Source organism: Flavobacterium sp. ACAM 123 (assembly GCF_000264055.1).
Lineage (GTDB): Bacteria > Bacteroidota > Bacteroidia > Flavobacteriales > Flavobacteriaceae > Flavobacterium.
In genome coordinates this window covers 1-13993 of the sequence record NZ_AJXL01000102.1, presented here as the reverse complement: position 1 = coordinate 13993, position 13993 = coordinate 1, and the positions used below count along the sequence as shown (strand labels likewise).

Annotated in this window: 7 protein-coding genes and 1 pseudogene; all 8 read right to left on the bottom strand. The window is 34.3% G+C overall.

The annotated features are described in order from the left end of the window. Nucleotides 1-32 precede the first annotated feature (32 nt). The 8 genes and pseudogenes from A3SG_RS0115035 to A3SG_RS0115000 all read right to left on the bottom strand — a co-directional run bounded on the left by A3SG_RS0115035 (nucleotide 33) and on the right by A3SG_RS0115000 (nucleotide 13930). Nucleotides 33-3272 carry a TonB-dependent receptor gene (locus A3SG_RS0115035; protein WP_016990831.1) on the bottom strand — a complete coding sequence of 1080 codons (3240 nt, stop codon included), beginning with the start codon at nucleotides 3270-3272 and terminating at the stop codon, nucleotides 33-35. Between the two features lie 617 nt (nucleotides 3273-3889). Next, nucleotides 3890-5542, bottom strand: a complete 1653-nt coding sequence (gene pgi, locus A3SG_RS0115030) for a glucose-6-phosphate isomerase (RefSeq protein ID WP_016990830.1) — start codon at nucleotides 5540-5542, stop codon at nucleotides 3890-3892. A 210-nt stretch (nucleotides 5543-5752) separates the two neighbouring features. Then, nucleotides 5753-6982: a M23 family metallopeptidase gene (locus tag A3SG_RS0115025; protein WP_016990829.1), complete on the bottom strand. Its 1230-nt coding sequence runs from the start codon at nucleotides 6980-6982 to the stop codon at nucleotides 5753-5755. A 25-nt stretch (nucleotides 6983-7007) separates the two neighbouring features. Next, the gene (locus A3SG_RS0115020; protein ID WP_016990828.1) at nucleotides 7008-7943 is read right to left on the bottom strand and encodes a tryptophan 2,3-dioxygenase family protein; all 936 of its coding nucleotides are present in this window, start codon (nucleotides 7941-7943) and stop codon (nucleotides 7008-7010) included. Next, nucleotides 7943-8714 (bottom strand): annotated as a pseudogene (locus tag A3SG_RS20060) (DUF3108 domain-containing protein). The gene A3SG_RS0115020 and the pseudogene A3SG_RS20060 overlap by 1 nt, the downstream one beginning before the upstream one ends. 287 nt (nucleotides 8715-9001) lie before the next feature. Further along, a complete protein-coding gene (gene hppD, locus A3SG_RS0115010; RefSeq protein WP_016990827.1) occupies nucleotides 9002-10162 on the bottom strand; it encodes a 4-hydroxyphenylpyruvate dioxygenase in 1161 nt (386 codons plus the stop codon). A 189-nt stretch (nucleotides 10163-10351) separates the two neighbouring features. Beyond that, nucleotides 10352-11509 carry a homogentisate 1,2-dioxygenase gene (locus A3SG_RS0115005; protein WP_016990826.1) on the bottom strand — a complete coding sequence of 386 codons (1158 nt, stop codon included), beginning with the start codon at nucleotides 11507-11509 and terminating at the stop codon, nucleotides 10352-10354. A 267-nt stretch (nucleotides 11510-11776) separates the two neighbouring features. Next, the gene (locus tag A3SG_RS0115000) at nucleotides 11777-13930 is read right to left on the bottom strand and encodes a patatin-like phospholipase family protein (RefSeq protein ID WP_029596840.1); all 2154 of its coding nucleotides are present in this window, start codon (nucleotides 13928-13930) and stop codon (nucleotides 11777-11779) included. Nucleotides 13931-13993: the final 63 nt, after the last annotated feature.

The following is a 13993-nucleotide window of genomic DNA, read 5'->3' as shown; positions in this document are numbered from 1 at the left end:
TTTTTTTAACCGTTTGATTATCAAAAGTGAAACTATTCGAAAGAATACCTAACACCCACTTGCATTTGCCATCTTGAAGATTGCAATCCTAAATCATCAACTTGATTGATTCTATTTGCATTGTTAGGATCAAAACTAAATGTTGGTGTTGATTTATCTGCTAAGAATCCTCTTTGTTCAAGTAACTGAACTTGATTAAATGATGCAAAATACCTCTTACCCCAATTTTTGTTCAGTAGATTAGTGAAGTTAAACACATCAGCAGTCAACTCTATTTTGTGACTCTTTTTATTAACATTTATTGAGAATTCATGTGCTAATTTTAAATCAACAACATGACTCCACTTTAAACGATCTGCGTTTCTTTCAACATACTTACCTTTGCGACCTCTTAAGTAGCTATCTCCTTCAATAAAAGCACTTAGCGCCTCCCACTGTTGATCAGCTGTAAAATTTGAATTTGAAACTAAGTTAATGTCTGCTCTATTGCCTGGCACAAAAATCAATGCTGAAGAACTAAATGTGTCTTGCAACAAATTTCCTCTATCATTGTAAACATAACTAAACGGTGATCCTTGAGCTCCCTCGTAGAAAATTCCAATTGTAGTCTTCATATTATTAGACCACTTGAATTTTACAGATGAATTACTCAAAACTCTATGTCCCTGATCAAAATCAGATCTTGAAATTCCACCAATCGCATTAGAACCATTTACGGTCTCAATATTATTCCACTGAGAACTATTTTGAGAAGAGGTAGCATCTAACAATACAGTAGATTTCCCATAAGCATAAGTTGCAGAAATATTGGCATCAACTAGATCAGATAAGAAATTTTTAGTCACTGTGATTGATGAATTCCAAGCTTTACCAGCGCTTGTATTTGAACCTAAGAATACACCAACGTACGTATTATCGATACGGTTATTTCTTTCATCATATCTTGGTCTTGTATCAGCTCCAGTTAAATTTGAAGTTGGCTTACCAAGATTTACGTTTTCATAAGTAACTGCAGATATATTATCATTATAAATAATCTCTCCAGAAACTACAAATCCCGCTGGCAATTTTTGATCTACTGCAAAACTAGCTTTAAATACTTGAGGTAGTTTGAAGTTTTTAGCAAACAAATCAATATTTCCACCTAGTTTTCCACTTCCAGGCAATGGACCTAGAGCGGTACCATTATTATTAAGTTGGCTTTCTACACTTGTGTCTGGATTGAAATTAGGTGTACCCTTACTAATATCAATTGCACCTTGCGTAACTCCATTGTTATTATATGCACCACCTGGCCATACTAAAGGTAGTCTAGAAGTAAAAATACCTAAACCTCCTCTAAATTGAGTAACCCTGTCTCCATTTAAATCATAATTAAATCCAACACGAGGAGAGTAATGAGCTGTAGTAGCTATTCTATCACCCACTGTTGCGCCTTGAAGATTTTTACCTGCTGCGTTTAACAAAGGTATCGTTCTAGTGTTAAAATCAGTATTTACTGTCCCTTTGTCCCAAACTGGAACATCAACCCTTAAACCGTAAGAAAGTTTAAAGTTATTAGTGATTTTGAAATTATCTTGAATATAAACGCCAAATTGGCTAACATTAAATTCTGCAGCTCCTTGAGAGTCATCTCCTGAACCACCCAATAATGAATATCCTAGACGGTATCTGTTTGGTTTAGCATCATCCAAAAAGTCTTGCAAAGTGCTGTATCTGTAGTACCCAAAGTTTCTTCCGACGAAGACATTTTTAGCGTAAGAAAATTCGTTGTGAGTTCCTATCGAGATATTATGTTTACCAACATTGATTTCAAAGTTATCAGACACTGTAAGGATTCTTTGTTTCAATAAATTTGCAGTTGAAAATGCCTCAGCTCCAAAATTTATTCTTCCTGACCCATCAATAATTTCTACACTAGGAAAACGATCACCAATAGGGTCTCTGTTATCATCTACCACTGTATAACCAATAACTAAATTATTTGAAAATTTATTACTAAAACGAGAGTTCAACTCCAGCGCTGTAGAATTTGTTGTAGAAACAAAATTTTCAGAACCATTCAAGAAATTAATACCTCTTGAAGAAGATCTGTTTGGTGAAAAATTAGTTGCTTTTACGTAACTGTTTTTAAAAGATAATTTGTGGTTATCATTAATATTCCAGTCAATTTTAGCAATTAACTTATCACTTACTAGTGTACTTATATTGTTACTAAAAGAACCAGGGTTGTAATTATACTTGTCTCCTAAATAGTTTACAAGTTCTGGTATTCTCGCACCACTATTCCCTAAATAATCTTTAATATCAAAAGGGTTTGGAGTAGCGTTATCTTGTCTTTCATAGTTAATGAAATAAAACAATTTGTTTTCTGTAATAGCGCCTCCTGCTCTTACTCCGTAAGTTTGAGCAGAAAAATCAGCCAGTTTTTCTCTAGTACTAGTACTTCCAGCTTCTAAAGGTGTTTTCCCTGCTAATGCTTGATCTCTGTAGAAAAAATAAGCAGATCCTTCAAAGTTATTTGATCCAGAACGAGTAATAGCACTAATTGCTCCACCTGCAAAACCAGATAACTTAACATCAAATGGAGAAACACTTACTTGAAATTGCTCGATAGCATCAAGAGATATCGGGCTAACTCCTGTTTGACCGCCATTAGTACCGTTTGAAGATAAACCAAAAACGTCGTTATTAACAGCTCCGTCAATATAGATGGCATTATATCTATTATTTTGACCACCAATAGATAAAACGTCGTCCCCACTAATCTGTGCCTGCGGAGTCAACCTTGCAAAGTCAGCGATATTTCTTGACAATGATGGCAACGATTTGATTTGATCAGAATTAATTACGGTTTGAGCACCTGTTCTGTTTGAATTGAAAGTATTGTCTTTAGCAACTTTAACAACTACTTCTTGCAGTTCGTTTGCTTCATCTGCTAGTACAATTTTGAAATTTTTAGAATCCCCTAATTGTAGATAAATACCGTTTTGTTTGAATGTCCCAAAACCAATATAGCTTACAACAATTTCATACGGACCTCCCACTCTCATGTTAGATATTCTAAAATTTCCACTGAAATCAGTTGCCCCGCTATAGCGTGTTCCCGATTCTACGTGAGTAGCCAAAATTGACGCTCCGGGCAAAGCTTCCCCTCCATTATCAAACACAACTCCATTTATTGAGGAAGTTGTGTTACCTTGAGAGTAAATACTAGTTCCAGCACCCAAAAATGCAACTAGTATCAAAAATAACTTGAATAATTTTTTCATGTTTATTTGTTTAGAATATTTTTGGCAAAATTATAACAATTTTAACTAAAAAGGTTAAGACAATGTTAAGAAAAACATTTCATATTACTGATTTATCATAAATAAAATTTATTAAATTAATATTTTTTCCTCAAAAGAAGCGTTTTTAATATTTTTTATTCCTATTATTTGTTAATAATAGGAATAAAATGCAAAAAATATACTAATCCTATAAAAGTGAAATCGTTCTTTTTTTTCCTAAAAATCAGCTAGTTACCCCCTAAATCAAACGATTGTTGTTCTTCAAAAAAAATCGAAATCAAACGCAATTGAAACATCAAAATTATTTTCTTAAAAACTATAAAGCAAGCTACAATTACATGTTCTTTCAAAATCAAAATTTAGATAATTACATCACTAAGCTTACAATTGAGTGCATCTAAAGATTTTATTTAACTGCACTGTTTTTAAAGTTTAAGAGTATAATTAAAAAAACAGTTCACAAGCAGCACCCTCTTAGCAAATATATTAAATAACAAAAGCCCCTGTTTTTCAAAAACAAGGGCATTACATCATAACGATTTTAGTAAAAGAGGAGAGGAAAAACAATTTCAACCGTTTTCTTTATTCTCTCAATTCTATTTGTTCTTCAAATAATAATCCAAAAGAAAAGAAGTTGAACTATCGTGATTGCTTATTTCTTTCGAATTAAGTTCTTCCAGAATCGAGTTGGCCAATTGTTTTCCAAGCTCCACTCCCCATTGGTCAAAACTAAAAATATTCCAAATCACTCCCTGTACAAATATCTTATGTTCGTATAATGCAATTAAAGATCCCAGAGCTTTAGGAGTCAATTTTTCAATCAAGATAGTATTAGTAGGCTTGTTACCTGCAAAAACTTTAAAAGGCAGTAAAAATCTTGCTTTCTCTTTATCAAGTCCTTGAGCATCAAATTCAGCCTGTACCTTTTCGGCTGTTTTTCCCTGCATTAACGCTTCCGTTTGTGCAAAATAGTTAGACATTAACTTATCATGGTGCGCTTCATCACCATACAATGGTTTTAAAAACCCAATGAAATCCGAAGGGATTAACTTCGTTCCTTGATGAATTAATTGGAAAAAAGCATGTTGCGCATTAGTTCCTGGTTCTCCCCAAATAATAGTGCCAGTCTCATAGTTAACAGGTTTCCCGTCTCTTCCCACACTTTTACCATTACTTTCCATTGTTCCCTGTTGTAAATAAGGAGCCAGTTTTTGAAGATATTGCGTGTAAGGAATCAACGCCTCGCTTTCAGCTCCAAAAAAATTATTGTACCAGATGCTTAATAAAGCAAGAACAACCGGCATATTTTGCTCAAAATCAGCCGTTTTAAAATGGTCGTCCATTTCATTTGCACCACTTAACAGTTCGTCAAAATTATCAAAGCCTATCCCTAAACTGATAGCCAACCCAACAGCACTCCATAATGAAAAACGACCGCCAACCCAATCCCACATGGGAAAAACATTGTCTGGATTAATCCCAAATTCTGTTACTTTCTGAATATTAGTGGAGACTGCCACAAAATGTTTGCCTATATCGGCTTGCTTTGTTCCAAATTCTTTCGTCAAAAACCATTCTTTTATGGTCTCGGAGTTTGTTAATGTCTCTTGTGTAGTAAATGTTTTAGAAACAACAACGAAAAGCGTGGTTTCAGGATTTAGCTTCTTTATGATTTCATTTACATGATCTCCGTCTATATTTGAAACAAAATGAACATTCAAGTGATTTTTATAAAACTGTAATGCTTCAACAACCATAGCTGGTCCTAAATCAGAACCTCCAATACCAATATTTACAATATCAGTAAAGTCCTTTCCTGTGTATCCCGTTCTTTCTCCTGTTATTATTTCATTCGAAAAAGCTTTTATCTTTCTTTTTACATCATAAATTTCAGGAACTACGTTTTCTCCGTTTACATTTATAATTGCTGATTCTTTCGCTCTTAAAGCAGTATGAAGCACCGCTCTGTTTTCGGTTTGGTTAATGCTCTCTCCGATAAAATAATCTGAAATCGCCTTTTTTAGGCCAACCTCATCTGCCAGCGCCAATAAGAGATCCATTGTTTCTTGATTGATGATGTTTTTTGAATAATCTATTAAAAAATCATTCCATTTCAAGTGAAACTTTGCTGTTCTAGTAACATCCACTTGAAACATCTCTCGCATCGTAGCATTTTCCATCTCATCAAAGTGCTTTTGAAGATTTTTCCAAGACGTTGTATTTGTGGGGTTTATTGTGTTTAAAGCCATTTTTATTTTAATTCAAGTATTAATCCTGTTTTGGCAAAAATACTGAAATTAGTTTTAATTGCTTAACCCTTTTAATTTATATCACAATTTAGCAGGAATTGAAAAAATAGTAGAGTTCTAAAAAGGGAGGGGACACAATTATTTACTTTAAATAATTGTGTCCCCTAATAAACCATCTTATTATAAACTATATCAAAAAAACCCTTTGATTTATAAATTCCCAACGCTGTCCAACTCCAACTTCAATGGCTCAATAGCCTTTAAAAAACGATCCCTATTAGCACTTCGCATAGGTTCTCCTCCTGGTAATTTTAACTTCAAGGCATCAACTTGTCTTCCGTTTTTCCAAAAACGATAACAAACATGAGGTCCTGTTGCTAAACCTGTACTACCGACCCTACCAATAACATCCCCTTGATTTACATGTTGACCATGTCGAACCAAAATTTTAGACATGTGTAAGTATTGAGTCGAATATGTGCTATTGTGTTTGACTTTTACATAGTTTCCATTTCCTGCGGTGTACCCAGTTCTTATAACTGTTCCGGAGGCGGTAGTTGTAATCGGCGTTCCTCTTGGCGCAGCATAATCGGTTCCTTTATGTGCTTTCCATCTGTGCTGTACGGGATGATATCTGTTATTTGAAAACCGGGAGGTCAATCTGCTGAATTTAATTGGTGTTTTAAGAAAGAAATTCTTTAGTGTTTTTCCATCTTCGTCATAATATCCTACTTTCCCGGAGGCGGGATTTTGAACATATGGAAACGCATAAATGATTTTTCCTTTGTATTCGAAAAAAGAAGCTTCCAGATCTTCTACTCCATTATATACGGAATCGTTTATAAACCTTTCCGTAAAAGTAACGGCAAACCGATCTCCTTTTTTTAATTTAAAAAAGTCAATAGACCAAGAATATATTCTTGTAATTCGACTCGCTAAAGCAGCCTCTACTCCGGCATTTCCAAGAGTTTCAGATAGCGACCCTTTTAAAACACCGCCTATAGTTCGTCTCCTAATTGTTATAGGTCTCGTTTTTTTATAAGCCACTACTGTAGAGTCCCGAAAATCGAATACATAATAACTCAAAGCATCTGGTTGATACACAAAAACCTGTAGTTTATTTGTTTTATCTTTTGACCTAAGCATTGTGTAGGCTCTGTTAGGTCTAATGTAACGAACATTAAAAGTGTCTCTCACGCTTTTTACGATCTCAAACACTTTACGGTCGCCGATATTTTGTTTGCTTATAATTGTACCAAAATTATCTCCCCTTTCGATGGTATCGTGAACGACATTAAACTCAGAATAATTAAATCCAAAATCAGAATCCTCTGCTATTGGTTTAACGATTTTAGCTTTAGTCTTTATTTCTGGTTGATTGGATTCATTGCATGATAGTATTGATGTTAATACTATGAAAATAATTAATACTTGCTTCAAACTGTATTTTGTTTTTTAATTCAACTTAAATTTCTACACCCCAATTTGCCAATTCCTCAGCGCTCCACAAATCCGGAAAAAAGATCCGTCGCTGGTATTTTGGGTGCATATATTTTTTCCAATCGCTTCCTCCGGTAGCCTCGCCTGTACCTTTTCCGCTTTGGTCAATGTATTTTATTGCAACATTTAAATGCTGCATGACCCAAGTAATATTAACTGTACGGTCAAAATGACGCATCGCCTTTATCAACTCAAGGCTTTTCTGATCGGCGTCTGGAAGTTGTTTGAATTTCTGCCAGATGTTAATAGATTTATATTCCTCCATGTGGTCCAGGAACGTTTTTTTATATTTTCTTTCAAATTCTTCTAAAAAGTATGACTTCTTACCTGTTGAATAGTCTTTCCCGGCAGCTTGCCAATATAAATATTCAAAAGCATTTTCGTAAGACGTATCTCTATCTATAGACCCTCTGTAGCGATTATCGATAAGGTTAATGACGTCAGTAGAAGAAAATTCGATTAGTCGGTACTGGGCGCTTTGAAAACCGCTCGCAGGAGTCAAGGTGTTCCGGAACTTCATATATTGATCCACTTCCATACCATTTTCCATAATGCTAAAGGAAGTCGTGAGCATATCAAAATAATTACTAATTCTCATTAATCTTTCTGCAAAAAAAACAATTTCGATATTTTCACGGTAAGAGATTTGTTTCATTTCCCAAAGAATCATCTTGAATATTAATTCATTCACTTGATGATACATGATAAAAACCATTTCGTCCGGAAACGTTGTCCTTTGGGTTTGTATGTTTAACAAGGCATCGGTCTGGATATAGTCCCAATATGTCATTGGTTTGGACCAAAGTAAGCCTGCTAAGTGTGTTTCTGTTTTTTGATTTATGGATGCATATTTTTTCTCAATTTCATTTAAAATAGCTTCTGCATTCTCACTAATGTTCATTATCTTTTTGTTTTAAATGAATTGTTCAATCCTTTAAATTCATCCAAGTCGGCTTTTATTGATCCCACGGCTAAATCAGCTTTTATTCGAATAGGCAACCTGTTATCATCGTCTGAAATCCAAACAGTTAGACTCTCTTGCTCTTTAAAAACACGTCCTGATTGCACCAAAGGCTTAAAGACCATGGATGACACAACACCAAATTTAGTCGTAATATCTTCACGACCTACAAACTTTAACTTAAATTTTGTGGTTTCATCATCAATAAACATATTAATGACAATAGACTCCCCCGGATTGATTTTATCTATATTGGGATAATTCCTCAAATAATAGAACGCAGATAAAATGTCCTGAGTATTTTTTGGAACGACAAAAGTTTTTTCGTTTCTGTTTTTGTAATCTTTCACCAAAACACTATTGCCGGATTGATTAAAAAAACCTTCTTGACTTTTAATATATCCTCCCTCATTAATCTTCCTTACATATTTAACTGGATTACCGGTTTCCTTATCAATATAACTTTCATACAAATCGTCTACTTTGAAAAAAAAGACGAGAGATTCCTGTCGTATATCCTCTACCCACAACATGGAACGTTTTTTTATTGTTTACCACAGCGTTTTTTACCTCTAGCGTTGCATATCCGGCATTTACAATACCATAATGAATACGGAATTTAAACCATTCGCCAGCATCATAAGCGTCTTCTTGAGGAGAATCAAAACTTAACGTCAACATCAATAATAAGAATAGTATTAATTTTTTCATAACTTACTTTGTCTTTTTTTAACTGACTTGCAAATTCTGTTCCAAATATATTAAAACAAAAAACTCAGTCAAATAATGACTGAGTTTTTATGCTATTAACTAACCAAAAAACTATAAATTATGAAATTTATATCAATATGGAAGGAAACCACCCCTTCCATTTTGCGAGTGCAAAGATAGTTAACAAAACTACATTTTTAAACAAAAAATAAAGTTTAACACATCATCAATAAAATCATCTGTTATTAGTTGGTTATTTTTTCACATAATGTATAAAAAAAAGGTTTTTATAGCGTTCCTCGTAATGCTTGCTCTCTTTCTATAGACTCAAACAACGCTTTAAAATTACCCGCTCCAAAGCCTTTAGCCCCCATTCTTTGAATAATTTCAAAAAACAAAGTCGGTCTATCTTGTACTGGTTTTGTAAAGATTTGCAATAAATACCCTTCTTCATCTGCATCTACCATTATAGCCAACTTCTCTATTTCATTTAAATCCTCTTTCATCATTTTCATATGCTCGCCCAATCGTTCTGGAATTGCCTGATAATACGTATGAGGTGGCGCAGAAAGAAATTCCACACCCCTTGCCTTTAACTGACTTATTGTTGTAATGATATCATCTGTTGCAATGGCAATATGCTGTATTCCTGGTCCACCATAAAAATCAAGATATTCCTCGATTTGTGATTTTTTCTTACCTTCTGCTGGTTCGTTGATAGGGAACTTAATACGTCCATTTCCATTACTCATCACCTTACTCATCAAGGCTGAGTATTCTGTGTTGATTTGTTTGTCATCAAAAGAAAGGAAATTTACAAACCCCATTACCTCTTCGTAGAACTTAACCCAAGTATTCATTTCATTCCAACCAACATTCCCTACCATATGGTCAATGTATTTTAACCCGGTTGGCTCTGGATTGTAATCTGATTTCCATTCTTTATAACCTGGCAGGAATACACCGGTATAATTTTTACGCTCAACAAATACATGAACGGTTTCTCCGTAGGTATAAATCCCTGAACGAACCACTTCACCAAATTCATCTTTTTCAACTGTAGGCTCCATAAAAGAACGAGCACCCCGCTTCATCGTCTCTTCATAGGCACTAGTGGCATCATCTACCCAAAGAGCAGCTACTTTCACTCCATCTCCATGCTTTCTCAAGTGTTCATGTATAGGAGAATCTTGGGTTAACGGCGTGGTGAGAACAATTCGTACCTTATCCTGACCCAATACGTAAGAAGTTCGGTCTTTTACTCCGGTCTCTAACCCTGCATAGGCTAGTGACTGGTATCCAAAAGCTGTTTTGTAATAATGAGCTGATTGTTTTGCGTTTCCTACATAGAATTCGACATAATCGGTTCCTAATAAAGGAAGAAAATCTTGTGCTCCTTCAAATATTTTTTCCAGTCCGTATTCTACTGATTTTACTTCTTTTGCCATGATATTTATTTGTTTAATAGACTATTAAGTATTGTCGAAAATTTTGTTTATGTTCTATCGCCTAGCCCTGTTAGCACTGAAAATCCTTTTCATCGGAGTTCACTGAACTTCGTTTGCAACGAATAGCAGGAAATAGCTCCTAATTAAAATGAAATATATTTAGTGAAATTGCGTTGCTGCCAGCAATGACTATTCTACCCAAGATTTATAATATTGACCATCATCGATTCCCATCGCTTCTTCTGTTACCATAAGGGTTCTAAAAGTATCAACCATTACGGCTAACTCCTGAGTTTCTGTATGACCAATACTGCGCTCCATCGCCCCTGGCGCGGGCCCGTGTGGAATCCCCTTAGGGTGCAATGTTATATGTCCTTGTTCAATATTATTACGACTCATGAAATCACCATCGACATAATACAACACCTCATCGCTATCTACATTACTGTGATTATAAGGAGCCGGAATTGATTTTGGATGGTAATCATATAACCTTGGAACAAAAGAACAAATTACAAAAGTGGATGTTTCAAATGTTTGATGTACTGGTGGCGGTTGATGAACACGTCCTGTTATAGGTTCGAAATTGTGAATACTGAAGCCATATGGGAAATTGTAGCCGTCCCATCCCACTACATCAAAAGGATGCGTAGCATAAATAACTTCATGTATCATTCCTTCTTTCTTGATTTTGATAAGAAAGTCTCCTTTTACGTCATGGGTCTCCAACTCAGTTGGCAAAATAAAATCGCGCTCACAAAATGGAGAATGTTCTAGGTGTTGACCTGATCCATTTTTATAGCGTTTTGGCGTATAAATAGGGGCGAAGGATTCGACATACAGCAATCGATTGATTTCTGTATCAAAATCAATTTGATAGATAACTCCCCTGGGAATAATCAGATAATCTCCATACTCAAATGGTATATTTCCCATCATAGTACGTAATTTCCCTTTCCCTTTGTGAATGAAAATCATTTCATCGGCATCAGCATTTTTATAAAAGTACTCCTGCAACGATTTCTTTGGCGCCGCTAGCCCTATCGTGCAGTCTTTATTGACAAGCAAAGCTTTGCGACTGTCCAGAAAATCATCCTCAGCTTTGAGATCAAATCCTTTTAACAATAAGGATTTAATGTTTTTACCAATGGCAATCTTAGGCTCGACAGAGTAGGACTTACTAATTTCTTTTACCTGCGTCGGTCGGTGAACATGGTACAACAATGCAGAGTTTCCATGAAAACCCTCGGTTCCAAATAGTTGCTCATAATAAAAACCTCCTTCTGGTTTTTCAAATTGTGTGTGTCTTTTTTGAGGGAAAGTCCCCAATTTATGATATACTGGCATGATTAATTTAAATTAGAAGATTAGAAAATGTAGTAGCTAGAAAAATTAAACGACTTTTCTAATTAAAACGAATTTACAGATTTAAATAATGACATAATTGGACTAATTTCACAGTTAATATAATCTAATTAGACAATTTAAATACATTATCTAATTGAGCTATTACTCAGGATTTCTCTTGATAAGGAATTGAAGATAATCCAATAAACCTAGCCATTTTGTTTTCATTATAACAAATATCGGGATTTTAATTGATATAGATTTAATTTAAAATAAAAAACCAATAGTAAACCAGGTAAATCCTTTTGGGTTTTCGGGAGACCATGTGTGCTTAATTTCTATTGGTCCGATAATCGTCTCCAAACCATAACCAACCGCATAACCTGAATATTGAGGCAACGACACCCAGGCAACGGATTCAAATATCCTGTCTCCCAAGTTAGCGAAATTAGCAGAAAAATTAATATGGTTTTTTTTATAAAATTGGTAATCTATAGTACCTGTAGACTTAACATAGCTGTTAGCTGCTATACTTAAAAAATCATACCCATAAAAATATCTAAAATTATTGATTTGATTGTAGCCATACCCTCCTAAAACAAAATTAAAGAAGGTAACACTATCGTTTCCAAATGAAAACCCCGCCTCAGTTTGAATTTTAAACGTAGTATTCTTGACAATTGTTGTCGCAAATCCAAAGTCAGTCTTTGCAATAGAAAACTGATTAAATGTATTTGTATAGTCGGAAGAAACTAAAAAAGATTGTATGTCTCCAGAGAAATACCATCCTTTTTTAGGAAAATACTTATTATCAAAGGAATCATAATTCATGTAGGCAAAAAGACTTAAATAATCACTTTTATCGATTACAGGATTGCTATTAGCCAATGTTCCTGATTTAATTTTTAGGAACTTATACTCTAACCCTCCCCCGATAAGAAATTTTTGGACAAATAAAGATTGAAAATAAACCTGATTTGTCACATCTGAAAAATCAATATTAATTGAATTTACTCCCAAAGTTTCAAAATCTAAAGTGCTTATTTCTCTGGTTATATTTTTATTAAATTGATTAAAATAGGATTTAAATCCAAAGCTTATATTATAGCCGCTTTCAATATAATAACCAAAATTATACCTAAAGTTATCTCCCAGCACAACATCTAACGATGCAACATCATTTTTAAACAACGTTTTTTTACGAGTTAAGTTTACCAAGACAGCACTCTTAAACAAGCCATCGTAATGCAACCCGAATTTTAAATAAGATTTTGTTTTATTTTCTTTTAAGGTAAGATTCAAGTCATCTCCTCGATTGCTGTGCTCCAACGTATAATTAATAGTACTGAAATTTTCTGTCGCATTAATATTATTTATACCTTCTTCTAATTGTTTATACGTGACATAAGCTCCGGGTTTAAACCTTAGTTTACCAATTACATAGTCTTTAGTGTAATTGTCTAATTCATTGCAGTTTATAGCTACTATTTGTAAACTATCGGTTGAAATTTCTAATTTGGGTTTTTGATATTTATTTGAACCCCCTACTAAAGCTTCAATTTTTTCATACACTGCAAATGTCGCCTCTTCGCCTTTTATAATAATTTCTTTCCCTTTATCGAATGATATAACACCATAATCCTTAATATCCGGTTTAATATAAATATCGGTTTCTATTATGTTTTCCTTCATTTTTTCTATCGAATGAAGGTTTGTAATTTGCACCAAAATTTTTGTAGCATCTTTGAGCGAATTTCTGTCCCTTAAATCATCTTGCACGTCTACACCGATTATTATGTCTGCACCTAGCTTCCTTACTTCATCGATAGGATAATTATTAGTCACTCCACCATCTACTAAAAGTCTACCCTCTATTTCTACCGGAGAAAACAAGGAGGGAAATGCAGAACTGGCCATCATAGCCTCTGCCAGATTCCCTTTATTTAACAAAACCTCTTTCCCTGTTTCGATATCAGTAGCAATACATAAAAAAGGAATCTGCAATTGATTGAAGTCCCTTACATGCCTTACATGTCTTGTAATTCTACTTAATAAATTAAAATTATACATTCCTTTAGAAAGTGCTTCCGGTATTCCAATTTTAAAATTACTGAATGGCAGTACAAGCGCATACAATTCATCATTCCTTTTTTCATAAAAATTTTTCGAAGATCTTGGAATGAAATCATTTATCAATTCATCAAAATTTGTTGATTGAAAGATAGAATCAATCTGAGTTGCAGTATATCCTGAGGCATAAAGCCCCCCAACAACTGAGCCCATACTCGTTCCCCCAATATAGTCGATTTTCAAACCTGCTTCCTCAAGGACTTTCAAAACTCCTATATGTGCGAAGCCTTTGGCGCCACCACCACTTAAAACCAAGCCTACTTTTGGTCTGTTCTCTTCCTGTGAACACAAAGACAAACAACTAAATAAAAAAAAAGTAAAAGGGTACGTGTTTTTTCTATAAAAAGACGTGGC